At 54.6% G+C, this 25,802-nt stretch carries 26 protein-coding genes; 16 read left to right on the top strand and 10 right to left on the bottom strand.

Annotation, left to right across the window (positions count from 1 at the left end):
- Positions 1-31: 31 nt before the first annotated feature.
- The 8 genes from KI613_RS03760 to KI613_RS03730 form a co-directional block, all read right to left on the bottom strand.
- On the bottom strand, positions 32-964 hold the full coding sequence (locus KI613_RS03760; protein WP_226403881.1) for an HpcH/HpaI aldolase/citrate lyase family protein: 933 nt from the start codon (positions 962-964) through the stop codon (positions 32-34).
- A 27-nt stretch (positions 965-991) separates the two neighbouring features.
- A complete protein-coding gene (locus KI613_RS03755) occupies positions 992-2,143 on the bottom strand; it encodes an acyl-CoA dehydrogenase family protein (protein WP_226403880.1) in 1,152 nt (383 codons plus the stop codon).
- Between the two features lie 24 nt (positions 2,144-2,167).
- Positions 2,168-3,370, bottom strand: coding sequence for an acyl-CoA dehydrogenase family protein (locus tag KI613_RS03750; RefSeq protein ID WP_226403879.1), 1,203 nt, complete (start codon positions 3,368-3,370; stop codon positions 2,168-2,170).
- Positions 3,371-3,407: 37 nt separating this feature from the next.
- Positions 3,408-4,529, bottom strand: a complete 1,122-nt coding sequence (locus tag KI613_RS03745; RefSeq protein ID WP_226403878.1) for an acyl-CoA dehydrogenase family protein — start codon at positions 4,527-4,529, stop codon at positions 3,408-3,410.
- Between the two features lie 56 nt (positions 4,530-4,585).
- Positions 4,586-5,038, bottom strand: a complete 453-nt coding sequence (locus KI613_RS03740; protein WP_226403877.1) for a MaoC family dehydratase — start codon at positions 5,036-5,038, stop codon at positions 4,586-4,588.
- 165 nt (positions 5,039-5,203) lie between these two features.
- Positions 5,204-5,755 (bottom strand): transposase, encoded by a 552-nt coding sequence (locus tag KI613_RS03735; protein ID WP_404826976.1) that lies wholly within the window; start codon positions 5,753-5,755, stop codon positions 5,204-5,206.
- 54 nt (positions 5,756-5,809) lie between these two features.
- Positions 5,810-6,019 (bottom strand): transposase, encoded by a 210-nt coding sequence (locus KI613_RS21340; protein ID WP_404827002.1) that lies wholly within the window; start codon positions 6,017-6,019, stop codon positions 5,810-5,812.
- Between the two features lie 139 nt (positions 6,020-6,158).
- Positions 6,159-7,931 carry a methyl-accepting chemotaxis protein gene (locus KI613_RS03730; RefSeq protein ID WP_226403876.1) on the bottom strand — a complete coding sequence of 591 codons (1,773 nt, stop codon included), beginning with the start codon at positions 7,929-7,931 and terminating at the stop codon, positions 6,159-6,161.
- A gap of 317 nt (positions 7,932-8,248) precedes the next feature.
- On the opposite strand from KI613_RS03730, the gene KI613_RS03725 reads away from it, so the two are divergent.
- The 6 genes from KI613_RS03725 (at position 8,249) to KI613_RS03700 (ending at position 14,581) form a co-directional block, all read left to right on the top strand.
- Complete coding sequence (locus KI613_RS03725; RefSeq protein ID WP_226403875.1) at positions 8,249-9,700, top strand: hydroxymethylglutaryl-CoA synthase family protein; 1,452 nt, start codon at positions 8,249-8,251, stop codon at positions 9,698-9,700.
- Between the two features lie 15 nt (positions 9,701-9,715).
- Positions 9,716-10,912, top strand: a complete 1,197-nt coding sequence (locus tag KI613_RS03720; protein WP_226403874.1) for an acetyl-CoA acetyltransferase — start codon at positions 9,716-9,718, stop codon at positions 10,910-10,912.
- 71 nt (positions 10,913-10,983) lie between these two features.
- Positions 10,984-12,237: an acetyl-CoA hydrolase/transferase family protein gene (locus tag KI613_RS03715; protein ID WP_226403873.1), complete on the top strand. Its 1,254-nt coding sequence runs from the start codon at positions 10,984-10,986 to the stop codon at positions 12,235-12,237.
- Positions 12,238-12,268: 31 nt separating this feature from the next.
- Positions 12,269-13,285 (top strand): NADP-dependent oxidoreductase, encoded by a 1,017-nt coding sequence (locus tag KI613_RS03710; protein WP_226403872.1) that lies wholly within the window; start codon positions 12,269-12,271, stop codon positions 13,283-13,285.
- A gap of 35 nt (positions 13,286-13,320) precedes the next feature.
- Positions 13,321-14,220, top strand: a complete 900-nt coding sequence (locus tag KI613_RS03705) for an SDR family oxidoreductase (RefSeq protein ID WP_226403871.1) — start codon at positions 13,321-13,323, stop codon at positions 14,218-14,220.
- A 175-nt stretch (positions 14,221-14,395) separates the two neighbouring features.
- Entirely contained in the window at positions 14,396-14,581 is a 186-nt protein-coding gene (locus tag KI613_RS03700) for a Clp protease/crotonase-like domain-containing protein (protein ID WP_226403870.1), read from the top strand.
- A 399-nt stretch (positions 14,582-14,980) separates the two neighbouring features.
- On the opposite strand, the gene KI613_RS03695 is transcribed toward KI613_RS03700, so the two are convergent.
- Positions 14,981-15,151, bottom strand: coding sequence for a hypothetical protein (locus KI613_RS03695; RefSeq protein WP_226403869.1), 171 nt, complete (start codon positions 15,149-15,151; stop codon positions 14,981-14,983).
- Between the two features lie 261 nt (positions 15,152-15,412).
- Between KI613_RS03695 and KI613_RS03690 the strand changes: the two genes are divergently transcribed.
- The 10 genes from KI613_RS03690 to KI613_RS03645 all read left to right on the top strand — a co-directional run bounded on the left by KI613_RS03690 (position 15,413) and on the right by KI613_RS03645 (position 25,376).
- Positions 15,413-16,606, top strand: coding sequence for a cytochrome P450 (locus KI613_RS03690; RefSeq protein ID WP_226403868.1), 1,194 nt, complete (start codon positions 15,413-15,415; stop codon positions 16,604-16,606).
- A gap of 15 nt (positions 16,607-16,621) precedes the next feature.
- Complete coding sequence (locus KI613_RS03685) at positions 16,622-16,786, top strand: rubredoxin (protein ID WP_226403867.1); 165 nt, start codon at positions 16,622-16,624, stop codon at positions 16,784-16,786.
- Between the two features lie 115 nt (positions 16,787-16,901).
- The gene (locus tag KI613_RS03680; RefSeq protein WP_226403866.1) at positions 16,902-17,237 is read left to right on the top strand and encodes a DUF4286 family protein; all 336 of its coding nucleotides are present in this window, start codon (positions 16,902-16,904) and stop codon (positions 17,235-17,237) included.
- Between the two features lie 135 nt (positions 17,238-17,372).
- On the top strand, positions 17,373-18,779 hold the full coding sequence (locus tag KI613_RS03675) for an FAD-dependent oxidoreductase (RefSeq protein ID WP_226403865.1): 1,407 nt from the start codon (positions 17,373-17,375) through the stop codon (positions 18,777-18,779).
- Positions 18,780-18,802: 23 nt separating this feature from the next.
- Positions 18,803-19,981 carry a benzoyl-CoA 2,3-epoxidase subunit BoxA gene (boxA, locus tag KI613_RS03670; RefSeq protein WP_226403864.1) on the top strand — a complete coding sequence of 393 codons (1,179 nt, stop codon included), beginning with the start codon at positions 18,803-18,805 and terminating at the stop codon, positions 19,979-19,981.
- Positions 19,982-20,129: 148 nt separating this feature from the next.
- Entirely contained in the window at positions 20,130-20,771 is a 642-nt protein-coding gene (locus tag KI613_RS03665) for a TetR/AcrR family transcriptional regulator (RefSeq protein WP_226403863.1), read from the top strand.
- A gap of 78 nt (positions 20,772-20,849) precedes the next feature.
- Complete coding sequence (locus KI613_RS03660) at positions 20,850-21,854, top strand: AraC family transcriptional regulator (protein WP_226403862.1); 1,005 nt, start codon at positions 20,850-20,852, stop codon at positions 21,852-21,854.
- Positions 21,855-22,084: 230 nt separating this feature from the next.
- Positions 22,085-23,485 carry an aromatic ring-hydroxylating oxygenase subunit alpha gene (locus tag KI613_RS03655; protein WP_226403861.1) on the top strand — a complete coding sequence of 467 codons (1,401 nt, stop codon included), beginning with the start codon at positions 22,085-22,087 and terminating at the stop codon, positions 23,483-23,485.
- 123 nt (positions 23,486-23,608) lie between these two features.
- Complete coding sequence (locus tag KI613_RS03650; protein WP_226403860.1) at positions 23,609-24,817, top strand: 4Fe-4S binding protein; 1,209 nt, start codon at positions 23,609-23,611, stop codon at positions 24,815-24,817.
- Positions 24,818-24,923: 106 nt separating this feature from the next.
- Positions 24,924-25,376, top strand: a complete 453-nt coding sequence (locus KI613_RS03645; protein WP_226403859.1) for a hemerythrin domain-containing protein — start codon at positions 24,924-24,926, stop codon at positions 25,374-25,376.
- A gap of 56 nt (positions 25,377-25,432) precedes the next feature.
- Here KI613_RS03645 and KI613_RS03640 read toward each other — a convergent pair whose 3' ends face one another.
- Positions 25,433-25,801 (bottom strand): Rieske (2Fe-2S) protein, encoded by a 369-nt coding sequence (locus KI613_RS03640; protein WP_226403858.1) that lies wholly within the window; start codon positions 25,799-25,801, stop codon positions 25,433-25,435.
- Position 25,802: the final 1 nt, after the last annotated feature.

Here is a 25,802-nt window from a genome sequence, read left to right as displayed (position 1 = left end):
TTTCTCAATAACCGTCAACGCTCACCCGAATCTAGGATGCCTTTTCCCGATCAAACTTGCTAGCAGCAAGTTCGAGAACGCGCTGAGCCTGCTTCAGATGCGGCATATCAAGCATCTTTCCATCCAGACCGACAGTACCCAGACCAGGATTGTTGGCAAACAGATCGACGACTCTTTGAGACCACTCAACCTCGGATGTACTCGGCGAAAAGGCGCGGTTGATAATTTCCACCTGATTTGGGTGAATGGCGATTTTTCCGGTAAAACCTGCCTGCCGCGCAGATTTTGCGTCGGCTTCAAGTCCTTCAGGATTGGCAAAATCGCCAAACATTGTATCGATCGGCTGTACTTCCGCTGCTGCCGCACCGGACAGGCACAAGGCACGGGCGAGTTGATACACCATATCGTACTCGCCATTCGGACGACGATTAGTGCTCGCACCAATGGCGGCAGCAATGTCCTCAGCCCCCCAGGTTAGACCAACCAAGCGCGGCGAGCAGCCCACGTACCCCCCCAGGGAAAAAAGCGCCTGCGGCGTTTCCGTCGCCACAGGAATAATCCGGATCGACCCTGGATCGATACCTTCGCGAACTTCCAAAGCTTCCAGATAATGGGCCAATTGCACTATGTCGTGATAAGAGGATACTTTGGGAAGCACCAGCCCGTCCGGCGCGCCGGCAACCACCACGAGATCCCTCAAGGCGGAAGGAGTAGCAAGCGGATTGATGCGCACCCATATCTCCTGACGCTGGCGATCTGGTCTCGATTTGAGGTATTCGAGAACCATCCCGCGTGCGATGTGGGTCCGAGATGGTGCGACGGCGTCCTCGAGGTCTAGAATAAGCGCGTCAGCAGGCGACGAGACTGCCTTCTCTAACTTACGTTCACTGTCCCCTGGAACAAACAACATTGATCGAAGGGGAACATGTCGTTTGATAGTATTTTCAATACCGATTTGTACCATTTGATTAAATCTCCCAGATTGTCTCTGTTACTTCTTTCGATCGAATAAACTGCGGCCGATAATATGTTTCATGACCTCGATCGACCCTCCGGCAATCCGGGTTATTCGTGCATCAGCGTACGCACGCGCAATGGGGTATTCCCACATATACCCCCATCCGCCAAAGAACTGGAGGCATTCATCTACCACCTTGCCATGCAGGTTGGAAAGCCATAGTTTCGCCATCGCGGCGTCGATGCCATCCAATGTATGCACCATGAACGACTCGATGCAGCGATCAACAAAGACCCGGCCAACGCATGCCTCAGTCTTTAATTCCGCAAGCTTGAACTGGGTATTTTGAAAATCGCTCAAGGTCTGATCGAACATCTCGCGCTCGGACACATATTGAATTGTCCATTCGAGCACCGCCTCAATTACCGCAGCTGATCGCACCGCCTGGGTCAAGCGTTCTTGAGCCAGGTTCTTCATCAATAACTTGAAACCACCGTTTTCAGTTCCCAGCATATTCGTGGCGGGAACCCGTACATCTTCGAAAAACAATTCCGAAGTATCTTGTGCTTTCAATCCGATCTTCTCGAGTCTGCGCCCTCGCTTGAAACCTTCGCGCCAAGCTTCGACGATAAACAGGGAAACCCCGTGACTCCCCGCTTGCGGATTTGTCTTGGTCGCCAGCACGATGACATCGCACAATTGCCCATTCGAAATAAAAACCTTTTGGCCGGATATGACGTACTCGCTGCCCTCTCGCACGGCACGGGTACGAATATTTTTCAGGTCGCTGCCAGCGTGTGGCTCGGTCAAACCCAAGGCACCGATAATCTCACCACTAACCATTTTTGGCAGCCAGAACCGCTTTTGCTCATCGGTGCCAAAGGCCAATATATATGGCATTACCATCTCGTTATGAACAGCGAATCCTGGTCCCGTGATGCCGGCCCTGGCCAACTCCTCAATGAGGACAAAATCATAGAGATGATCCGCCCCGGCACCGCCATACTCCTCCGGGATGGAGCACCCGAGAAGCCCCATTGCCCCGGCCTTCAGCCAGATATCTCGGGGGACTATGCCGTCATGCTCCCATTGCATGTGATACGGAGTGATCTCAGATTCGATAAACTTGCGTACTGAGGCACGGAATATTTCGTGCTCGTCGGTAAATAACTTGCGTTCAAACATTTATAGCCCCGTTATACGAATGATTTAGGACCTCAGAAGGGAGGCCGCAATAATGTTTCGTTGAATTTCGTTCGAGCCACCAAAAATGCTCCAGCAACGCCCATAGAGATAGGCATAGTTGACCGCAGTTGCTCGAACCCACGGCTCGGCGGCGCTGAGTCCCTCCCCCCCTTTACGATTTTCCGGGTCATAACATGCCCCGTAGGACCCCAGCACATTTCGCCAGAATTCCGTCATCGCCTGGAGTAGTTCCGTCCCCCTGACCTTCAATACGGACGCACCAATGCCGTCATCGCGACCGGACATCCAGTCCTCTACATAATCATGTTCGAGTGCAAGGAGCGCCGTCAGCGAAGCTTCCAATTCCCCTAGGCGCACCAACACAAGCGTGCGCTCCGTTTCGGATACCCCTGGGAGAGAGCATTCAACATCATGCTTGATCTGTCGCATCATCCGCATCTTGTTGCCCGTATCCGCGATAAAGCAGCGTTCGCGGGAAAGCAGGAACTTGGCCAGTTTCCAGCCGTCGCCCTCCTGACCCACGAGGTTTTCCACTGGTACACGAACATTGTCGAAAAAAACCTGATTGGTGTGATGGACACCGTCAAGCGTAACGATGGGTTCCACGGTAATGCCGGGTGTCTTCATGTCGAGCAACAGGAAACTGATACCCTGCTGCTTCTTCACTGTCTTATCTGTCCTGACGAGGCAGTGCATCATGTCTGCCCAATGCGCCTCGGTAGTCCACATCTTGGTTCCGTTGACGACGTAGTGGTCACCTTGGCGAACCGCGGTCGTAGACAATGAGGCCAGATCGGAACCCGCATTAGGTTCTGAATACCCCTGACACCACCAAGTATCGCTATTGAGGATTCCGGGAAGGTACTTCTCCCGTTGTTCCTTGTTGCCAAAGGTATAGATGACCGGGCCGACCATGTTAACGCCGTAGGGAATAATCATCGGCGCGGCGTTCAGAACAGACTCCTGGAGAAAAATGTGTTCCTTTTTTACCGCCCAGGCAGAACCACCATGTTCTACCGGCCAACTCGCGCCAAACCACCCTTGCCGACGCAAACTCTTCTGCCAGCCAACGTAGTCGGATTTTTCCAGGTAGAGTCCGTTTTCAACCTTGTGCCGCGTCTCCGGCGCAAGGTGATCGCGGACAAAGGCAGCAACCTCTTCCCGAAAAGCCTGTTCGTTAAAAGGTTCATTGAGGTTATTTGACAATCTTTTCTCCCAATCCTTAGATAACGCGGATCCAGCTTCAGGCAACCGACGGACACTCGCCCCGCACATATGAATCCAAGGAGACCCAATGCCGAAGGAATGTCAGGATGACCATCAACCTGGCGTTATAGTGACTGACGATCAACTCATCGGTCACACCCATCCCGCCATGAAGCTGGATCGCATCTTGACCAACTAACCTGGCAGCGCGCTCAATGACAGAAACCGCCGCGAAACGTAACCAAAGCTGCCTATCCTCCGGCTCGGTATCGAGACTCGCCGCAAAATGGCGCGCCACCGCTCGCGCCTCTGATAATTCCATATACATATTTGCATAGCGATGCTGAAGCGCTTGGAATGACCCCAATACCGCGCCAAACTGGATCCGCGTGCGGAGATATTCGCCGGTAATTTCCAGCAAGTTTTCCATAACCCCAACAGCATCCGCGCAATAAGCGCTGGCGGCCCTCAAACCGGCATAACGCAGCGCGATTCTGGCTGAATCACCTTTCAACCAAAGGGCCTGCTCAGAAACGAACATCCCAGAGACATCAACATCTGTCGCCGGACGGCTATCCATCAGACGATATTCACTGGTTACCCTATCCTCTTCCCGACTCGAAGCAGGAACAAGAAAGACATGCGGCTGTGCCGCCTCATCTAGCGCGACTACCAGCCAGTTATCTGCCTGACATCCATAGGGAACGACCTTGAATTTCCCGGCAAGTTGGTACCCCCCAGGAACCGGTGAACAACACACCTCGCTGCAGCGCGGAGCAGTTCCCATCAGAACGGTCACTTCGTCACCGGCGACAAGAGCCGATACCGCCTCAACGCGACGCCTAGCATCCGCCCCTTTAGCAAGCAGAGCCCCCGCCACGACAGCCGACTCGATGAACGGCTCAAGAACCAAACCACCGGCCAGTACCCGAATCGCATCAGCGACATCAATAGCCGCCCCGCCCAAACCACCCAGATCTTCACCAAACGGTAATCCGAGAACACCCAGTTCAGCTAGAAGCGCCCAATCCCGAAGATAATCCACTTTCCCGGCCTTCAGACGGGCATGCCTGGCGGCCGGATCGTAGCAGTCCACCAAGAAACGGCGCAAAGTCTGCTCGATGATATTTTTGGTTTCAAAATCCAGCGGACTATGCATATCTACATCCCTCAGATAAACACCATGATTTTCAAATTGAAGAAAAATTCGTTATTTCACTTTGGCTGGCAGCACATCAAAGCAGAACGCTTGCAACTCGCAACAAGTTCGTTTCTCTGATTTTTGGCAGTGTGAAGAAAGATCACGACCCCATTGTCTGGACGAGACTTACTAGGCCGCTTCTCAAGCACAGTGGTCTCAACATGAATCGTGTCACCAGCAAAAAGCGGCTTGGGGAAGCGAACTTCATCCCATCCTAGATTTGCAACGGTAGTACCTAGCGTCGTGTCACCCACCGAAATACCAACCATAAGACCGAGAGTGAAAGCGCTATTCATCAGCGGACGTCCGAATTCGGTTCCCTTGGCATATTCAGCATCAATGTGAATCGCTGCGGGGTTGTGAGTCATACAACTGAAAAAAACATTATCTGACTCAGTCAATGTGCGACGGATATCATGACGAAAAACTTGCCCAATCTCAAATTGTTCAAAATACAGTCCAGCCATATCCCCTCCGTCCAGAACCCGAAAACAATTATTCAATGAAACACCAGCCCCAAGACAGGGATCAAATAGTCGTATGCATGGATATTATACGCTTGCCGCAAACAAAACAAGAGATCTCCAACCCCTCTCTGGTTAATAGTGCCTAGAGCATGTTAGGAAACATGTTCAATGCATCGATCGCCAGCGGCAGCATGAGGCCGATAAATGCGATGAAGTGCAGTCCAGTGCAGCCAGGGTTTCGGGCAGGCGCTCATAGTCTCGTACCAGGCGGCGAAAACGAGCCACCCAGGCGAAAGTGCGTTCGACCACCCAACGCCGGGTAGGAGTACGACGCCGCGCTTGGCTTCCGGGAGCTTGACCACCTGCAGTTCGACGCTGTGTAACCGAGCCGCAGCGCCCGGCACTTACCCGGTATAGCCTTGATCGACATAGGCCTGTTAGATCTGCTGCTTCGTGACCGCCTGCACGGCTTTTGCCAGTTTCCCAACTTGATCCGGCCTTGCGCTTCAGCCGGCGTGATCTGCAAAGCCAGCAGTGCCCCAACGTATCCACCGCCACAGCGGCTTTCGAGCCGCGATTGCGTTTCGCGCCGTCGTAGACGGCCCGGGCGCCACTGGTCGGGGTCGATTGCACGGTTCGGCTGCCCAGAATGGCCGCTGAGGAATAGGGCGGGGGGCCTTCATTCAGGCGCAAGAGTACGCGCAGGTCAGGCACCATCGCCTCAAAGCAGCCCCCCTCGATCCAGCGCCGAGTCTGCTAATAGACGACTTCTCAGGGCGGCAGATCGTGCGGAAGCCGTCGCCTCGGGGCGCCGGTCCGCACTATCCAGCGTAGGGCATTGAAAACATCCCGTAAGTCATGCCAGCGTAGTCCGGCATCCAGCGACAACAGTGTCAAATAAGGGGCGACAAAAACCCACTCTTCATCGCAGACATCAGCGGGATATGGTTTGCGTTTCCGTATCCTCTGATATCTCAGCATCCCGGCATAGTTAAGGAAAGGCCAAAAAGTGCGTTTCGTCATGACGAAACCCCAGCGCCAGCAACTACCTGAGCAACGGGGCGTCACACGATAAGCGATTGTAAAAACAACTGCTATTCCATAAAGCAATTGCGACGGGCTAAACCTTGAATTTGCCTGCGGCCACGCGCAAAACCTCGCTCAACTGATCGAGTTCCGCCGCGACAACAACCGTTTCGCCGGCAGCAGAACTGTTCTCTTCACTCATGCTGGCAACCGCTTCAACCTTGCGCGCAATCTCTTGGGCAGATGCGCTCTGTTGAGCAAGAGCATCAGAAATTTCGTCTATGGAAGCCGCCACCATGTTCGAACTCTTGTCGATCACAGCCATCTGCTCGGCAGCCAGGGACGATAAGCGGATACCACCTTCGACACCCGTCTGTATGTAATCAACCTGTTCGATTGCACCCCGCGATTTATTTTGCATCGCGACGATCATCTCGGTGATTTCAACTGCGGAATTCGTCGTCCGCTCGGCAAGTTTGCGCACTTCGTCAGCAACCACCGCAAACCCTCGCCCCTGTTCGCCCGCCCGAGCAGCTTCAATCGCTGCATTGAGCGCCAGTAGGTTAGTCTGTTCAGCAACATCCCGAATCACTTGAATCACGTTAGTTATTTGTGCCGATTGCTTGCCGACCTCTCCCATGGCCTCACCCGCACGCAGCACAGTAGCGCCAATGTTCTTCATCTCGGAAGCACTGCGCATGATGACATCTGCGCCTTCATTTGAAGCCTTGCCGGCATCGTTCGATCGCTGCCTGGCCTGATGACTACTTTCCGCAATATGAGCGACACTAACTGTCATTTCCTCCATCGCCGCAGCCATCTCCATCGCCGCCTCGTGCTGAACGTTGGAGGATGAAGAAACCTTTTCCGCCACATTACGCGCCCGACGTGCTGCCTTGGAGACGTGCCCGGCATTGGCAAGAACAACCGACAACGCACTCTGCACACTTGCCAGCAAACCATTGAAGGCCACCGCCACCTGCCCCAACTCATCCTTGCCGCCGACATCAAGGCGGCTCGTAAAATCCGATGTATCAGCGACAAACAAGATTGTCCGGCGCATTTTCTCGAGGGGCCCGACAACATTGCGCACCACCGTGACCCCAACAGCAGCCAGCACCAACATGCCAGCCAGCGAAAACATCAGCATCACCCCGATCGCATTGCCCCGCGTAACCTCACCCTGCTCACGAGTCGCCGTTGAAATCGAGTTATTGAGATCGATCATTTTGTCCAGTTGCTCCGCCGATCGCCCCAAGGCGGACATCAAAGGATCATTCTGGTAGCGCAACATCGTCAGCCCGGCATGAACATGACTCCAGTCACTTGAACGACTCAGATCGAGCAGCGCCTCGTCCACACGTTGCCCGATATCCTGATAGGTGGCCCATTCCGCCTTGAATGTGTCCCACATCTTCTGCTCGTCTTCGGTTTTGGCCAACGCCTGATAGAGATCGTAGTAACGTTTTGCTTTTTCATCTCCAAGTTTTTTCGATTGCAAGGCGTTCTCGAAATGTGCCTTGATTTCGCCCATGACCGCGCTCTGATCGGCCGATGTTTCGAGCGCGCTCACTTCCAGGCTGAGCGCATCTTTTGCCGCACTGGAAACGATTAGTTGGCCTGTCCGTATTCCTAGCAACGTAGCAACGGAAGCCATCCTGTCACTGACGGTCACCAAAGTCCCGCCCACCTTGGAAATACCGAACCACCCCGCACCGCCAACCAAGCCAAGCATAACCACCGCCAGAACGACGATAAAGATCAATTTGGTTCTGACAAAAAAATTATTCATCATCGCTCCAATGGTCGACACAAAGGCAAAACTCAATGCATTTAGCTTGGGGCACAGAAGCCTCTTGGAAAACATACAATCCGAGCAGCCAAATATGATTACAATGCAATATTGTATGCTTATGTACCTTATGCGCACAACTATTCTTTGAGTTACACGGACAAATTCCACCAAACTGCCTTCCAAAGGTAATAAATTCGATCGTCGCCTACTTCAGGCGCAGCCACACGAAATAACGTAGCCCATAGTCATCCCGGCAAACCACGTCGAAATTTTGGCGCTCTCCAGTTGACACTGTTAGTTTGTGCGATGTATCGTATTGATGCGTACGTTATTGCGCATTATTACCGAACAACTTTTTGCAACGAAAGTTAAAGAGGCGACAAGTGTCGATGAAAAAAACCTTTGGAATAACCGGCTTCGGCGGCTATATCCCACGACTCAGGATGCAACGCGCAGCGATTGCCGCTGCACACAAGTGGATGGCGCCAAGTTTGCGGTCGCTGGGCAAGGGACAACGAGCCTTCTGTAGTTGGGATGAGGACAGTGTCACCATGGCCACCGAGGCAGCACGGGATGTTATCGGCTCGAACTCCACAGCACAGATCGCATCAGTATCCCTCGCATCCACCACAATGCCATTTGCTGATCTGCAAAATTCTGCCATTGTTGCTGGCGCACTGGGTCTGCCTCGTTCTGCGCGCACCATGGATATCGGATACGCCCAGCGCGCTGGCACCTCGGGTTTGATTGCCGCTCTGGAAGCAGCGTCCGGCCCAAGCCTGTACATTGCTAGCGACCGCCCGCGTGGCAAGCCGGCGAGCACTCAGGAAATCAGTTATGGAGCAGGCGCTGCGGCGTTCACTCTCGGCAGCGACAATGTGATCGTTGAATTGCTCGCCTCAGTCAGCACTAACGTGATGTTCGTCGATCACTTCCGAAGCGCTGGAGCCAAGTATGACTACGTATGGGAAGAGCGTTGGATTCGCGATGAAGGTTACGCCAAGCTAGTGCCGGAAGCAGTCAAGGAAGCACTGACCAAATCCGGTATTTCGGCCAGTGATGTCAAGCGCTTCATTCTCGCCAGCCCGATGAAGGGTATCGCATCAATGATCGCTAAAAGCGTCGGTCTCGCCGCCGAAGCCGAAGCCGACAACCTTGATGAAAACTGCGGTTTTTCTGGGACAGCGCATGGGCTGATGATGCTTGCTCACGAGTTGGAGAAAGCCGGCGCCGGCGAAATCATCGTTCTGATTGGTTTTGGTCAAGGCGTTGACGTCCTCGTTCTAAAGACTACTGATGCACTTAAATCCTTCGCGCCGCGCCGCGGCATTAGCGGCGCCCTGGCTGATGCACAGAGCTATGACTCTTATTTGCGCATGCTTTCCTACGAAAATTCCATTGATCTGGAGTGGGGTATGCGCGCGGAAAAATCGCCAAAAACAGCACTCGCCGAACAATATCGCTCAAGCTTCCAACTGACTCACTTCACGGCCGGCAAATGCCCCTGTTGTGAAACGATACAATTCCCGCAACTGTCATATTGTGTTAATCCTGCCTGCCATGCGCCGAGCGGTGATTTCGAACAGCTTTCGCTGGTCGACGAAAAATGCCAGGTTCTCACTTTCACGGCCGACTGGCTTTCCTATTACCCTGCTCCGCCGCTCTATGTCGGCTTCACCCAGTTCGATAACGGTGCCCGCCTTTTGACGGAAACCATTGATGTCGGCCCTGCGGGTCTGGAGGAAGGGATGCCGCTGAAGGTAGTCTTCCGCATCAAGGATATGGACAGGGATCGGGGTTACCCGCGCTATTTCTGGAAAACCACCCCTTTGCAGGCGTAACAAGGACAAATAATCATGGCATCTGGTATCAAAGACAAAGTCGCCATACTTGGCATGGGTTGCTCCCGCTTCGGTGAGCGTTGGGATGTTGGGACGCATCAACTGTTGGCCGAAGCTTTTGACGAGGCCCTGCTGGATGCCGGCATTGAACGCAAGCAGATCGAAGCCGCTTGGTTTGGTTCCTGCATGGACCACGTCAATATTGGCAACTCGTCGATTCCGGCTTCAGTAGCCCTTCGCCTAGAAGGCATCCCGGTCAGTCGTGTCGAGAATATGTGCGCAACCGGTACCGAAGCGCTACGCGGTGCGGTTTACGCGGTCGCATCCGGCGCAGTAGACATCGCTGTGGCCGTCGGCGCCGAAAAGCTCAAGGACACCGGCTACGGTGGTCTTCCCCCGCCCTTTAAAGGCACGCTCAACGACCTATGGCTGCCGCTCGGCTCGGCGCCAGCCGGTTTTGCCCAGTTGGCTGCTGGCTACCGCAAAAAGCACGGCATTTCAAAGGAAGACCTGAAACGTGCGCTTGGCCATGTTTCATGGAAAAGCCACGAGAATGGCGTAAAAAGTCCAAAAGCACACATTCGCAAGCGTGTTTCCATGGAACAGATTCTCAATGCACCGATGATCGCTGACCCCTTAGGTTTGTTCGATTGCTGTGGCGTCAGTGATGGTGCCGCCTGCGCTATCGTGACCACCCCTGAAATCGCACGAGCGCTTGGCAAGAAGGACTTGGTGACGATCAAAGCAATTCAAACCGCCTCCGGCTCAGGTGTCGAATCGCACACCACGCTCTGGGATGGAAGCTATGTCACCACGACCCGCAATGCCGCCAAGCGGGCCTACGCAGAGGCCGGCATCACGAACCCCAGGGAGCAATTGAGCCTGATTGAGGTACACGACTGCTTCTCAATCACTGAACTAGTGACCATGGAGGATCTGTTTATCTCTAAGGACGGACAGGCCGTCAAGGATATTCTCGATGGCTTTTACGACGCCGACGGCGGCCTTCCCTGCCAGATTGACGGCGGCTTAAAATGCTTTGGCCACCCGATCGGCGCTACCGGCCTGCGCATGGCTTATGAAGTCTATAACCAGCTTCTGCATCGCGCTGGCGAACGCCAACTGGCCAACCCGACCATCGGCCTGACCCACAACCTGGGAGGCGTTCCTTATTTGGGTATAGCCGCGATTTCGATTCTCGGCCTGCTCTGATGATCTGTGTACTTAGCATCAGGCTGCCCCCTCCCGGCGGCAGCCTGATTTTCTGGCGGTGAGACGAAGGCATGACCTGTTTCATCACAGAAACATCACTCGCCGAACTCGTTGACCCGCACCAGCTTGTGTTCATTCCGGGATCGGCCGCAGCCCCTCTGGCTTTCATGGATGCGCTGTCTCGCCAGAAAGAGAGCACTCGCAATCTTCGCATTCTCACCAGCTACGTCCCAAGCATCAACCACATCGATATCGATACATTGGATCCGAGTGTGCGCGTTACTGGACTTTTCATGCACGCCGGTTTGCGCAACGCGCAACGGGACGGACGCTATCAAGTCCTGCCGATCAGCTATGCGGCATTTGTCCGATATCTTCTAGACAAGGTCGATCTTGATCTAACAATTGCCCAGGTTTCCCCTCCAGACGAACGCGGTCTTTGCTCTCTAGGACCATCCGTCGAGTTCATCCCTACCGCACTCAAGAAAAGCCGCCGCGTCCTCGGCTTGATAAACGAGCGTACTCCATATCTTCCGGGATCTCCCACAATTCCCTATCGGAACTTCGATTACGTCTGCGAGGTAGACACCCCACTTCCCGAATACAAGATTAGTGTCGATGAGATGAATCGTACTATCGCCCGGCACGTTGCGTCCTTAGTGTCCGACGGTAGTGTGCTTCAAATTGGCCTTGGCAAGGTTCCCGCTGCCCTTTCGGAGCAACTTCACGGGCATCGCCATTTACGATTTCATTCCGGCATGCTGTCGGACGGCCTGATTGGGCTCGCCGAGGCCGGCGCAATTGACGAGGGAGCCATGCAGACCGCTTGCACTCTCGTGGGTAGCGAGACGCTTTACCGATGGGCAGCGGATTTCCAGAGTTTAAGAATCCTCGGCTGCGAAGTGACCCATGATTTGTGCGCCCTGATCAACCTCGAAAAATTCATCTCGATCAACTCGGCCCTTGAAGTCGATCTGTTCGGCCAATGCAATCTCGAACACTCGGGCGGGCGCGCTATCAGCGGCCCCGGCGGGGCTCCGGATTTTGCAAGAGCTGCGCGCCTCTCGCCAAGCGGGCGCAGCATCATCGCCCTCCAAGCCACCCATCACCATGGCGAAGGTTCTCGAATTGTGCCCACCCTGTCCCCTCCGTCGATAGCTTCCCTGTCACGGGTCGATATTGATTATGTCGTGACTGAGTATGGAGTGGCCCACCTTGGCGGCGCCTGCATAGACAAGCGCGCCAAGGCCCTCATCGCGATCGCCGCACCCCAATTCCGGGAAGGCCTAGCGCAGGCTTGGCACGGCATCGCCCTGCAACTGTAGCTTTTTCTGTTTTCAATCGAGACCATATACTATGTTACCGACGAAAAACCGCCGTATCGTCCTCAAGAGCCGCCCGCTAGGCATTCCCGAGGCCGAGCACTTCGCAATTGAGACCGCCGACCTGCCTGAATTACGCGCCGGCGAATTTCTCGTGCGCAACGACTTTCTTTCCGTTGATCCCGCCATGCGTGGCTGGGTCAATGCTGCCGCCAACTACGCGGATCCGGTCGGCATCGGCGAGGTCATGCGATCATTCGCCGCAGGTGAAGTAATCGCCTCCCGTCATCCAGGCTATGCCGAAGGCGATCGCGTCATGGGCATGCTCGGCTGGCAGGAATACGCGGTGACCGATGGCAAACCGGTTCGGCGCAAAGTTCTTGAAACCGATCTTCCGCTCTCCCTTTCGCTTGGCATTCTTGGCATCAACGGCGTAACCGCCTACTTTGCGCTGACGGAAATAGGTCAGCCTCGCCCCGGCGACACGGTGGTCGTTTCTACCGCTGCCGGGGCCGTGGGTTCTGCAGTCGGCCAAATAGCAAAGATCGCCGGGTGTCGCACAGTGGGAATCACCGGCACCCCCCGCAAAGTACGCGCCTGCATCGAGGATTTTGGCTACGACGCCGCCGTCGACTACAAGTCACCAGACTTTGAGCTAGCCCTTGCCGAAGCCTGCCCGCAAGGCGTCGACGTCTACTATGACAATACCGCCGGTCGAATTACCGATGCGGTAGTTCGTCACATCAATAAGGGGGCGCGTATTGTCATCTGCGGCACGGCGTCAGTTGCCAATTGGGAGCCGTGGCCTGAAGGTCCTCGTATCGAAAGGCATCTACTCAACAAGGCGGCACGGATGCAAGGTTTCCTCATTTGGGATTATGAGCATCGCTACGAAGAAGCTGTCAGAAAGCTGGCAAATTGGGTCAGGCAAGGATGCCTGCAACACCGGGAAGAAATCCTGAATGGATTGGAGCTAGCGCCCGGTTCCATCTCCAGCCTGTACCGGGGGGAAAACTCCGGAAAACGACTGATCCGCGTTGAATACATTTAGTTTTATCAACCTGTTTAAGAAAAAGGAGTAACAGAATGAAATTGTGCGAAGGCCGAGTGGCCATTGTAACGGGCGCTGGTCGCGGTCTGGGCCGCGCGCATGCGCTGATGCTCGCCCGTCATGGTGCCAAAGTGGTGGTCAATGATCTCGGGTCACGTGCTGACGGCGTGGGCAACGACGCGACGCCAGCCCAAGAAGTGGTCAATCTGATCCGTGCCGAAGGGGGGGAAGCGGTAGTTGATACTTCTGACGTGTCGGACTGGGCTGCAGCCAAAGGGATGGTTGACTTGGCACTCAGCGAATTCGGACGCCTGGACATTCTGGTCAACAATGCCGGCATCCTGCGCGACCGCATGCTGGCAAACATGAGCGAAGAGGAATGGGATCTGGTCGTCAAGGTACACATGAAAGGTACATTCGCTCCGATACACCATGCTGCGAATTACTGGCGCGACCAGACCAAAGCTGGACAGGTTGTAGATGCTAGGGTGATTAACACCACCTCGCATTCGGCGCTATTCGCTAACGTTGGTCAGGCCAACTATGCGGCCGCCAAGGCAGGGATTGCCACCTTGTCGATCCTTGCAGCACGCGAATTGCAGCGCTACGGAGTAACCGTCAACGCCATCGCGCCACGTGCCGAAACGCGCATGACGCAAGGCTTGCGCGAGTTGACCGACGAGCAACGCGATCGGCGCGATCCGGACTGGATCGCTGCGCTGGTCACCTGGCTAGCGAGCCCGGAATCCAAACATGTCAGCGGTCGCGTGTTTGAGGCTTGGGGCTATGGCTATTCGGTCATCGAAAGTTGGCAACATGGTCCGCGCACCGATGCAACTAAGAACCCAGAAACGTTGGGCCCCGCCATCAGCGAAATCGTCAAGAGCGCTCGCAAGAATGCAGGCATCGACCGCGATACATATATGGAGCCCTGAGCGATTCACTGGAAGGTATCTGCCTCCCGATTCCCCAAGTAATGAACTGCACAGATGCAGCGTGCGCAGCCATGACCGGATAAATACCCCGCCAGTCATGGCTGCGATATCGATTCCCGTATCGGTACCATCTAACAGTTTGGCTAGCCATGACAGGAACTTGCTGGAGAATGGCATGACCGAGTTGGTTACACGTATCGATACGGATGGACTGGCGCCGCTGACGCTGAACCGACCGGAAAAGCTCAATGCTCTCAACGGCGGGCTCTTCTATGAACTTGAAGCACAAATTACGGCAATCGCCACCGCGACCAATAGTATTGGCGCGGTAGCAATCAAAGGCGCCGTAAAGTGCTTTTAGGTTGGACTGGCTCTGAGCGATGCCACCTCAGACCGACAGACCATTACCTCACTACGGCAATCGCAGATTGTCGACCATCTTGCCATCTGCCTCAGCCGTTAATCACCGCTGTTCACAGCGGTTGCTATACCGCGCACTGAAGTTCGCTTTGGCAGCAGACATTACCGTTACCTCAGCTGAATCAGCGAAGTTCGCCGATAACCATGCCAATTGGGATTTGATGCCGGCATGAGGAATGAGGAATGAGCCAGAGGCTGCCGTGTCGAGTCGGCCGCGGCCACGCCAATCGCATGATGTTCACCGGCACAAGCATCGGCGCGCCAGAAGCGCTGGCGATCGGGATTACCGATATCTGATTTACCCAATGAACACTTTGAACCCGAACTCGCCACGCTTGCTTCAGCAATTGTCGCGAACTCCTGGTTCAATCATCGTGGGAATAAACGCCTGATTCTTGATACCAAAGGCCTCCCGCTCGCGGCCGGCCTCGCTCAGGAATTTTTCCGTCGCGTTGGCAGAGCACCATATTTTGAAGAGCGCGTGCCCCGCTTCGCCAAGGGTTACCCCCATGGCAGTTTGCTTATCAAACAGATGGAGAACTTCCCCATCAGGGCGTTAGCTACCGCCGTGCGCCGGCAGCGCACGGCGGGAATAGAGCAGTTCAGGGAAAGCTTCCGGCTTGTGGGGTGGTATTCCCGTTTGTTTTCCGTTAATCGACAACATCGCGGTCGTTGACTACCGAGCGAACGCTCTGTATATTACAGACCGAGCGTTCGCTCTGTTATGATCAATCGAATAACATTAACTCATTGGATAACGAGGAGATCAAGGATGACAAGCACAAACTTTCCCGCACACGTCCCTGCCGAATTGGTACGGGGTTTCAATTATTACGATCTGGGCGATGGCAAGGATCTTTACGAACACTACAAGAAACTGCATTCCGGTCCGGACATCTTCTACACGCCGGAATTTGGCGGTCATTGGGTGCTGACGCGCTACGAAGACATTGCGCACCTCCTCGAAAATGACAAGGATTTTTCCAGCCGCCACCAGACGATTCCTTACCCTCCGTTTCTCGTCACCCTGCTCGAGAACGACGAGCCGTTACACAGCGATTTCCGTAATCTGTTGCAACCTTTCTTTACACCGAAATCGATCGGAGCCTTGGAACAAGTGGCAACCGATCTGACTGTATCTCTGATCGAAGGTCTTGTGGACAAGGGTGAATGCGAGTTCACGCAGGAATTCGCCTTGCGGATGCCGATCATCATAGTAATGAATGTCCTTGACCTGCCGTCTGAAGACACCCCCTACCTGATCCAAATCTCCGAAGACATGGTGCGCTCCGCCGATCCCAAAGTTCAGGAAGCCGCATTCGGTCGCGTCTTTGAATATTTCGCGACCAAAATCATCCCGGCCCGTCGTGCCAATCCAGGCAAGGACATGGTCAGCGCCATCATCCATGGCAAGGTCGACGGCGGGCGTGTGCCGACCGACATGGAAATTCTGGGATTGTGCAGCCTACTGATTGCCGGTGGGCTGGACACAGTCGCCAGCATGCTGGGCTTTATCACGGTATTCCTGGCCAACAATCCGGAACATCGTCAGCAGCTGATCGATAACCCGGCGCTAATCCCCAGCGCAATGGAAGAAATGTTCCGACGCCATCACATTACGAACATCGGACGCATCGCGGTCCGGGACATCGACTACAAGGGCATCCACTTCAAGGCCGGCGACTTTATTCTGGCCATAACCGCCTTGGCTGGACTAGACGAGCGTCGCTATCCTGATCCGTTGACCGTAGACTTCAATCGGGAAGACAAGAAACACTTGGTATTTGGCCGCGGACCCCATCAGTGCATCGGCTCTTTCCTCGCCCGAACAGAAATTCGTGTCTTCCTGAACGAATGGCTGAAACGCATCCCGCATTTCGAAATCAAGGCCGGCGAAAGCCCACTCGTCATACCGGGCAAGGCAAATCGCGTCGCGCGCTTGCCCCTGACGTGGAAAACACTCTGACGACGAAGGGGCAATATGAAACGCTATATCTGTCTGTTTTGCGGCTCCATTTACGACGAGGCGCTTGGTGATCCTGGATCGGGCATCCCTCCGGGTACCAAGTGGGAGGATGTCCCAGAGAATTGGGAATGCCCGGATTGCGGAAATCCAAAATCCGTCTTTGTTGAAGACGAAAGTTGAACGATTAGTGCATCGCTAGCAGTGTCTCCATTGGCCACTCTCACATCTGTGGGATGTGGCATTTTTTCTGGTCAAAGTCGAAGTAGTTCCGCTAAAAATCAAGAGGAGAAAATTGATGAACAAATATGTTTTGATGGTCCTATCCAATCCTGTTGCGGGGAAAGAAGACGAATATAACGAGTGGTATACGAATCAACACTTGGCCGATGTGCTGAAAGTTCCGGGGTTCAAAACAGCCCAACGCTTTACCCTGATCCAGGACGATCCTACGGCAAACTGGAAATATCTAGCGATCTACGAGTTCGAGACGAAGGACCCTGCCTCAGCCTTGGCTGAACTGACCGCCCGGGCGGGCAGCACAGATATGGTGCTTTCGCAAGCCATGGATCTGCAGAATTATTCAGTGACACCATGGGTAGCGATTTCCGACAAAGTTTCGGTCGGCAAATAAGACCATAGATACCCCACCGGGCATCGGCGCATCAAATATTGATCGATACGATATGCATTGATATGATTTATCCCAATGACAGTGAACAGGTAGTCATTGTCTTATGCGAATAAAACCAATCAAGGAAGAGACTATATGAACCAGGATTTTGACATTATCATTGTAGGCGGTGGCGGTGCCGGTTTGGCGGCGGGTATCATGGCTCGCGAAGCTGGAGTAAGCGTCATGGTACTGGAAGCTGATATGAAACTGGGCGGAGCAACAGCCCTTTCAGCAGCCGTGATGTATGCATGCAATACAAGCGTGCAACGTGCGCGAGGCATTCACGACACGCCGGAAGCCATGTTTAACTACATGATGACCTTGGCCGCCTGGGACACCTACCCGAATATCATGCGCGTTCTCTGCGAACAAAGCGGCCCAGCGTTAGAATGGCTGATCAGTCTAGGAGTTCAGTTCCCCGCTGAATATCTTCTGTGCTCCGGCGTAGACGAAGTCCCGCGTGGCCACCCCAGCCTGGGTGTAGCCGACGCGTTGATCAATGCTGCCGGTGCCGCTGGGGTCGAATACGCGCTCGACACACGTGTAGACAAGCTAATCATTGAAAATGGCCGCGTCGTTGGCGTCTCCGCCGATGGCTATGAACTACGCGCCGCTGCCGTCATTGTCACTACTGGCGGCTTCGGCAACAGCCCGGAAATGATCAAGGAGTTTTACCCGACTGCCGCTTTCCACGGCGACTGGACTTATGCCGTTCATATGGCGGCCCCCTACATCGTCGGTGATGGCATCAAACTCGGCCGCGCCATTGGTGCAGACATCGTCGGCAAGGATACTGGCCTGCTCCTCCCCACCAGTGGCCTCGGCAAGTGGATCGAAGCATTCATGCCTCCCTGGATCACCCTGGTCAACACTCTGGGGCAGCGCTTTATGGACGAATCCGCGCCGTATGCCGTCTCGGGCTATCTGATGAATGCGCAACCGGAAAAACGTGCTTTCGCCATTTTTGACGAACCGACACTTGAAGTTGCCAGCCAGGACATGCGCTTTGCCGATCCCTATCATAGCGGTACTGCCATGCCGACCTGGGAATACCATTTGCTGCGCCAAAGCATTGCCAACGGGAAGATCTTTAAGGCCGACAGCATCGCAGAACTCGCCAAATTGATCGGCGTTGATGCCGAGACGCTACAAACCACCATTAACCGTTACAACGCGGACTGCGATCAAGGTTGCGACAGTGCCTTCTTCAAGGACATGGAGCCGCGATTCCCCGTCCGCACCGGGCCTTTCTATGCCCGCGAAGTACGCGCCTGCGTCATCGGTCAAACGGGCGCCGGTCTCAATATCAACACCCAAGCTCAGGTTCTTGATCAGCACGGCGCAGTCATCCCAGGGCTCTATGCAGCCGGTGAAGTACTTGGCTGTGGTGTCGGCAAGCGTTATTTTGGCGGCGGCATGGGTATCTGCAATGCCATGGTACTGGGCCGAATCGCAGGCGTGTCAGCGGTAAAAGAAGCTCACGCGAACACTGATGCATGAGGGGATCTCTGATCGATACCACCATGAACATGCGTGAAGAAATCATCAATCAGCACCTGATTGATCCCGAACTGTGCATTCGCTGCAACAATTGCGAAGAAAAATGTCCGACGGGTGCTGTTACCAATGATGGCCGAAATTATGTCGTCAATGCCGAACTGTGCAATGCCTGCATGAGTTGTACGCCAGGCTGCCCGACCGGTGCTATCAATGTATGGCGCCCCGTCAGAAAGGATGCCGCTTACTCGACGACCGAGCAATATCAATGGACCGAATTGCCAGCCGCAGATGCAGCCTTGGTCACCGACGAGGGCGCGCCCCAAGTGGCAGCCGGACGTGGAGCCCCCGCTTCCGCGATGCAACCGCGCGAAAATCTTTATACCCGCAACGCCCCCGCCATCGCCGTAGTCAAGTCGAACCAGCGGATCACCGACCCAGCCAGTTCAAGCGATATCCACCACATTGTGCTTGGCTTTGGATCGACCGACTTTCCCTTTTTCGAAGGTCAGTCGATTGGCATCCTCCCCCCCGGTTTGAATACCGAAGGCAAGCCCCATCAGATGCGGCTCTACTCGATTGCCAGTAAACGAGATGGGGAAGAAAATGTTAGGGGCAACCTGGCTCTCACCATCAAACGCGTCGTCGACGAATATCAGGGCCAGCCCTATCACGGGATTTGTTCCAACTACGTCTGCGACCTGTCGGTTGGCACCGAGGTCGAAGTCGTCGGTCCCTTTGGTGCCAGTTTCCTGATGCCTGACGACCAGGAAGCGACCATAGTGATGATCTGCACGGGTACGGGAATTGCCCCCATGCGCGGCATGATCGAGCAACGCTATTCAGCAATCGGCTACCGGCAGGGAAAACTCGCCCTGTTCTATGGCGGACGAACAGTTCAGGATTTGCCCTATCACGCTGAACTAAAACAACTGCCCACGGACTTCCTCGACTTCCATATTGCACTTTCCCGTGTTCCCAACGTGGATCGGCTGTATGTTCAGGACCTGATCGAGAAGCGCCCCCAACAGGTCGCCAGTTGGCTTACCGACGACAACTGCTATATTTATATGTGCGGTCTGAAAGGAATGGAGAGCGGTGTATTGGATGCCTTCGCAGCCGTCTGTGAAAAACAGAACCTAAATTGGGAGACAATACAAGCCGGATTGGACGAAAATCATCGGCTACACATCGAAACTTACTGACAAAACACGTTCGGTCGCCACTGCAGCTTCCCATCCGCAATGGCGAGATCGATGAAATTGGTAATTGACAACCTAGTGCACCAATTGGCGGCGAAGTCTCTCGCGTGCTATGCCTGCCACCAATTACATGGCAGCACTCCGGAAATTCATGACAACACTTCAGAAGAAAACGCTTCAGCCCCCCCCCCTGCACACGGTACGGCGACGTGATGCGCCTTCGACCGAAAACAAGATTCTGAACGCCGCTGAGAAACTATTTGCCAAACACGGCTTCGATTCGGTCAGTACCAAGCAGCTTGCAGCCGAGGCCGGCGTAGCTATCGGCGCGCTGTATCACCATTTTCCTAGCAAGGAAGCCGTCTATGCTGCGGCCACAAAGAGGGCATTCGCTGCAAAATCCACGCTACCAAATGACGTCAAGGAGTCTAAAGAGCCGCCGGCACGTCGACTGGCGCAGATCGTCGCTTGGTTTATCCGAGCCATCATCATGGACAAAAGCTTCGGACTACTCATTAAGAGAGAAATGCTCGATCCGCGACCGAGCACTCCCCATTTGCTTGATAAGGATATGTTTCAGCAACCCTTGAATCTTTTCAAGGAATTGATTCACCAAATCGCGCCTGATGCAAATGTTGACGAAGCCACGGCTTCAATGCTGGCTTTGGTATTTGGCTTTTCCAGTTTAAAAGGCATATATGCGCTTTTTCCAAGCGTCCGCGAAACTTTGGTTTCCCCGGAGGAAATTGCCGAGCATGCAACGAACCTTCTTTTGCGGGGGCTACGTCCCTAGGGCAAGGCACGACTCCAAGCCAATGCGCATTTTTTTTGATCCAACATCTGCAATGCAGGAATCTGAACGAAGACGGCAGTGCTGCGCCCGCTGAAAATTCGCCAATATCTTTCCGCCATGCAAGCCCGGGGCTTTACGGCGGAACGGGTATTGGCTGGGACAGGTCTAGGTGAAATGGAATTGGCCAATCCCGCCTGCCTCCTCGACTTGGAGCAATACCACGGTGTGGTCGCAAACATAATCGCGCTGACCGGCAATCCGGCCATAGGCCTGGAGATCGGCAAGGATGTGCATATCGCCAGTATGGGCATCGTTGGCTATGCCATGGCGACATCGAGCACATTTCGCCAAGCCATAACCTTCTGGATGCAATACGCCAACTCATCGATGATGGGATTGCCGATCCGGCAGTCCCTAATCGAAGAGCCCGATGGCTCCTGGGGAGTAACCGCATTGGCTACCGAGCCTATTGGTTCTCTGTTCGCCTTTTATTTCGAGGAAACCATGTCGGCCTCGTTATCGGTGCCTGTTGAACTGATCGGCCAACCACTCCGGCTCAAGGAGGTCCGGCTGAGCTACCCTGCCCCCCCCCATGCTGCGCTCTATCACGAAACTTTTCGTTGCCCGATCTATTTCGACGAGCCAGTGACCAGTATTGTCACGAGTTCTCCCGTGCTCGACACCCCAATGCCCAGCAACGATGACAAACTCAATGAGCTCTGCCTGCGTCAATGCGGGCAGATTATGCGCGAGATCGGGCGACGCGGCGCCTTAACTTCCCGCCTGCGTAGCCTGCTGTTGAAAAACCGGGGCGCCCTGCCGAGTCTGGAGGACGCTGCATGTCGCCTTGGCTTGAGCGCCCGTACTCTGCGCCGCCATTTGCAGCGGGAAAACACCACATACCAGACGATACTCGACGAGTTCCGCTCTGACTTGGCCAAGGAATACCTTGCCACCGGACTAAAGCCCAAGGAGATCGGTTTCCTCCTTGGCTACACGCACCCCAATGCGTTCCGCCTGGCCTTTAAGTCGTGGACTGGCCAGACCATGAAGACCTATCAAGACAGTCACCGACAAACTTAGTTCGCCTGGCTGGCCAATGGCCACTTTTGATTGCTCGATGGCCACATTTGTTCTCAATTTTTCATTGAGTGCCAGTATCGACCGGCTTACTATTCAACTCAAGTTGAAACTAAAACAACGGGCCACGAGGAGTTTTTCCTTGACTGCCCCGTAACCCCGATGAGACCAGTAGGGCCTGTTTCAGGCATATATATCTATTACTACATCTCAGATACACCAGGAGGATGACTATGTATAAAGTTCACGAGGAGTTCAACTCGTTCCAACGCGGCGAATCAACACCACTCGCCCCAACGTGGCGAGAATTAGCCGCAAAAGACAGCAAACCTATTCCGAAAATCTTGGTCGAGGATTCCTCTCCCTACCAGGGCAATGAAAAAATCCCAACAGAGCGCTATATCTCCCAAGACTTCCATCGCCAGGAAGTCGAAAAAGTCTGGAAACGGACTTGGCAAGTCGCCTGCCGCGAGGAAGAAATTCCCAACGTCGGCGATCATTTCGTTTATGAAGTCGCCGGCCTCTCCTTCTTGGTCGTCCGTAGCGCCGAGAAGCAGTTCAAGGCTTACTGGAACGTCTGTCTCCACCGCGGTCGCCGCCTGGTCGACAAGAGCGGTTGCGACGCCAAGTCTTTCCGCTGCGGCTACCATGCTTGGACTTGGAACATCGACGGCAAGCTCTCCTATTACCCGGGCGAGTGGGATTTCCCCGACGTCGAACCGGAAAAGTACAACCTGCGCGAAGTGCTGATCGATACCTGGGGCGGCTTCATCTTCATCAATCCCGACATCAAGGCAGGGCCGCTGGCCAATCACCTGGGATCGCTGACCAAGCACTTCGAAAACTGGCCCCTCGACAAGCGCTTTACCCTTTGGCACGTCCAGAAGACCATCAATGCCAACTGGAAAGTGGCGCTGGAAGCCTTTATCGAGGGTTACCACGTCGTCGCAACCCACCCGCAGATTCATAGCTCGGTCGCCGAGCAGGCTGCACAATATGACGTGTATGACGATGGTGATGCCCATTTTAGTCGCTCGGTAACACCGACCGGCGTCCCGAGCAAGCACGCGAAAAACCCAAGTGCACTGGGCGCCATTGCCGACGTCTGGGCCGTTCTAAATGCTCTGCGTGCCGATGAGGCCGTTACGTTGCCGCCGGAAATCGTTGACCGCGCCTCGATCGCCGAATGGCGTCGCAAGGTGATGAAGGATATGACCAAGGCCGACTACTCGAAGCTGTCCGATGCAGAAATGCTCGACTCGTTCCAGTATTACCTCTTCCCGAACTTCTTCCCGTGGTATGGCGAAGGTCTGCCCCTGACCTACCTGTTCCGCCCCAATGCCGATTCGCCGGATACCTGTTTCTTTGACATCTGGATGCTGGTTCGTTCGCCCGATAACGGCACGCCGCCGCCGGCTGCCAAGCTCGTCACGCTGGGACCGGATCAGCATTTCGAACCGGTGATCGGTGCGATGGGGAACGTCTTTGACCAGGATGATGAAAACATGCCGTTTGTTCAGATCGGCATGAAGACCTGGCCGGGAGATCCGGAAGGGATGACCATCTCCCGCTATCAGGAAAGCCGCATCCGCCATTACCATCATGTCCTGATGAAGAAGCTGAATCAGCCTTAAGTGCAATGACAGGGGGAAAACCTTCCTCCTGCCATCGTTAGGCGGGAAGTCCGGGATTTTTACTCGGCCTTCCCTTTTTTTATCGCACAAATGTACGACAATTCAGGTGATCGATATCTGCTGATGAGCAACACGAATACTCTCTTTCCTAGCGCTTATCTGAACCAGCATCTGGTAAACCCGGAAAACTGTGTCCGTTGCGCCTCGTGTGAGCGGGTCTGCAAGGCTGGCGCGATCAGTCATGACACCAATTTCGTCATTGATCCGGACAAATGCAACGCCTGCCTCGATTGCTTGTCGGAATGTCCCACGGGCGCCATCGACAATTGGCGGATCATTGCCCGCGAACATCTCTATTCTTTGCCGGAGCAACACGCATGGAAAGAACTGCCACCACCATCCAGCATTCCTGCTGCATTGGTTGACCCATCCTGGAGTGCCGCCCGCTCACCACGCGAACGTTCAAGCTCGGCACCCGCCTCATCGCCTTCCCCCTGCCTCAACCTATTCCCCCCCCAGCAACCGGCAATGGCGACGGTATGCAGCAACTGCCGCATCACATCGACTGACTCCAGCACCGATATCCATAAAGTTGTTCTCGATTTCGGCACGACAAGCTTTCCCTGGACTGAAGGCCAGACCCTTGGCATTCTTCCGCCCGGCACAGATACCTCTGGCAAACCCCACCCCCTGCGCCTGTATTCGATTTCCAGCCCACGTGACGGTGAAACCCCCAACCGGCCCGATGTCGCATTAACCGTCAAACGCATTGTCGAAGATCGACACGGAAAACCGGTTATCGGCACCTCTTCCAACTTTCTGTGCGACCTTCAAATCGGGATGCCTGTGCAGGTTACAGGGCCGTATGGCGGTAGCTTTCTGATGCCTGACGACCCAGCGGCCCGCCTGCTGATGATAGCCACCGGCACCGGCATTTCACCAATACGCGCCATGATCTTGCGCCGCCAGCGCGCCGGTACGCTGAACGCGAAGAATTCCGTTTTGATTTACGGTGGCCGAACACCGGAAGAAATGCCCTACTATGATGAATTGGCGACGCTTGCTTCCGACCAACTCACCCTCTACCCGGCGCACTCGCGTTCCCCTGTATTCCCAAAGCGCTACGTGCAAAACGTGCTGATAGAACAGCGACTAGCAGTTGTGGAAATGCTGCGCGACCCGAACTGCTATTTATATTTGTGTGGCCTGCGCAACATGGAACAGGATGTCATGCAGTTCCTGCACCGCATAGGCATGGCAGCCCATCTCGACTGGCCGGCCCTGCGCGAACAGTTACATCGCGAGGGACGCTTGCACGTTGAGACTTACTGAAACCTGCCATGCCACACCGATATTGATCGGTGTCATAGCGATGCCGGAAGCCCTAGACCCATACCATATCGAGACATACCGAAGCTGAACAGAAACGAGGACAGACATGCAAAACGAAACAGAATTCGCGTGGAGCGACACCTATTTACTGGGTTTCCACCCGATGGACGAAACGCATCAAGAATTTGTTGACCGGGTACGCACCATGCTGGAGGCCAGTGACCAGGAATTTCTGCCAGCGCTTCGCAGCTTTACCGAACATCTGGAACGACACTTTGCGCAGGAAAAGGAATGGATGGTCGCCACCGACTTTCCGGCTACCGACTGCCATGTCGACGAACACGATGCGGTGCTCCAATCAGCCCACGAAGTCATTGCCCTGCTTAGCGCGGAAAGCGGCAAGACCGAAATCGGCCGCTCGATGGCACAGGAACTGACCCGCTGGTTCCCAGCCCATGCCGACTACCTGGACTCGGCCCTCGCACAATGGATGGCAAAGCGAGCCTATGGTGGCGTACCGGTCGTCTTGCGGCGAAACGTGATATCCGCCGAAGAATAAAAAAAGGGCGCCTCAGGCGCCCTGATCGCAATCTGCGCAAGATTTCCGCCTGCCGATCATTTTCCCGACTGGATGGCGAACTGCGGCAGATACCCCGTGGCTACGGGTGGTACATTGACCTCAATAACTCCCTCGCGGATCCGGACTGGAAAAACAGCAACGGATTTCCGGGTTACGGAATTGAGCGGAATCCCCGTTAGAATATTGAAACGGGCGCCATGCAAACGACAACGAATTGCTTTCCCTTCAATCGGGCTGCCGGCAAGAGGCTGTTGGGCATGAGGGCAAAGATCGGCCAACGCATAGACCCCGCCCTCAGTCCGGCATAGCAGCACGTTCCTTCCCCGAAGATTGACTGCACGCTGGGTGCCAATCTCAAGGTCAGAGAGATTCAAAGCAAATATATAATCATTTCCAGGCATCATT

Origin of the sequence: Ferribacterium limneticum, assembly GCF_020510585.1 — a bacterium.
Lineage (GTDB): Bacteria > Pseudomonadota > Gammaproteobacteria > Burkholderiales > Rhodocyclaceae > Azonexus.
This window is presented reverse-complemented; position numbering and strand designations above follow the sequence as displayed.

Coding starts and splice junctions, on each gene's coding strand:
- KI613_RS21340 (WP_404827002.1), bottom strand. CDS start 6,019: ATGCTGAGATATCAGAGGATACGGAAACGCAAACCATATCCCGCTGAT.
- KI613_RS03755 (WP_226403880.1), bottom strand. CDS start 2,143: ATGTTTGAACGCAAGTTATTTACCGACGAGCACGAAATATTCCGTGCC.
- KI613_RS03695 (WP_226403869.1), bottom strand. CDS start 15,151: ATGGGGGTAACCCTTGGCGAAGCGGGGCACGCGCTCTTCAAAATATGG.
- KI613_RS03685 (WP_226403867.1), top strand. CDS start 16,622: ATGAAACGCTATATCTGTCTGTTTTGCGGCTCCATTTACGACGAGGCG.
- KI613_RS03665 (WP_226403863.1), top strand. CDS start 20,130: ATGACAACACTTCAGAAGAAAACGCTTCAGCCCCCCCCCCTGCACACG.
- KI613_RS03710 (WP_226403872.1), top strand. CDS start 12,269: ATGTTACCGACGAAAAACCGCCGTATCGTCCTCAAGAGCCGCCCGCTA.
- KI613_RS03690 (WP_226403868.1), top strand. CDS start 15,413: ATGACAAGCACAAACTTTCCCGCACACGTCCCTGCCGAATTGGTACGG.
- KI613_RS03650 (WP_226403860.1), top strand. CDS start 23,609: ATGAGCAACACGAATACTCTCTTTCCTAGCGCTTATCTGAACCAGCAT.
- KI613_RS03760 (WP_226403881.1), bottom strand. CDS start 964: ATGGTACAAATCGGTATTGAAAATACTATCAAACGACATGTTCCCCTT.
- KI613_RS03735 (WP_404826976.1), bottom strand. CDS start 5,755: ATGGTGCCTGACCTGCGCGTACTCTTGCGCCTGAATGAAGGCCCCCCG.
- KI613_RS03680 (WP_226403866.1), top strand. CDS start 16,902: ATGAACAAATATGTTTTGATGGTCCTATCCAATCCTGTTGCGGGGAAA.
- KI613_RS03655 (WP_226403861.1), top strand. CDS start 22,085: ATGTATAAAGTTCACGAGGAGTTCAACTCGTTCCAACGCGGCGAATCA.
- KI613_RS03675 (WP_226403865.1), top strand. CDS start 17,373: ATGAACCAGGATTTTGACATTATCATTGTAGGCGGTGGCGGTGCCGGT.
- KI613_RS03645 (WP_226403859.1), top strand. CDS start 24,924: ATGCAAAACGAAACAGAATTCGCGTGGAGCGACACCTATTTACTGGGT.
- KI613_RS03740 (WP_226403877.1), bottom strand. CDS start 5,038: ATGGCTGGACTGTATTTTGAACAATTTGAGATTGGGCAAGTTTTTCGT.
- KI613_RS03745 (WP_226403878.1), bottom strand. CDS start 4,529: ATGCATAGTCCGCTGGATTTTGAAACCAAAAATATCATCGAGCAGACT.
- KI613_RS03640 (WP_226403858.1), bottom strand. CDS start 25,801: ATGATGCCTGGAAATGATTATATATTTGCTTTGAATCTCTCTGACCTT.
- KI613_RS03720 (WP_226403874.1), top strand. CDS start 9,716: ATGGCATCTGGTATCAAAGACAAAGTCGCCATACTTGGCATGGGTTGC.
- boxA (WP_226403864.1), top strand. CDS start 18,803: ATGAACATGCGTGAAGAAATCATCAATCAGCACCTGATTGATCCCGAA.
- KI613_RS03715 (WP_226403873.1), top strand. CDS start 10,984: ATGACCTGTTTCATCACAGAAACATCACTCGCCGAACTCGTTGACCCG.
- KI613_RS03725 (WP_226403875.1), top strand. CDS start 8,249: ATGAAAAAAACCTTTGGAATAACCGGCTTCGGCGGCTATATCCCACGA.
- KI613_RS03730 (WP_226403876.1), bottom strand. CDS start 7,931: ATGTTTTCCAAGAGGCTTCTGTGCCCCAAGCTAAATGCATTGAGTTTT.
- KI613_RS03705 (WP_226403871.1), top strand. CDS start 13,321: ATGAAATTGTGCGAAGGCCGAGTGGCCATTGTAACGGGCGCTGGTCGC.
- KI613_RS03700 (WP_226403870.1), top strand. CDS start 14,396: ATGACCGAGTTGGTTACACGTATCGATACGGATGGACTGGCGCCGCTG.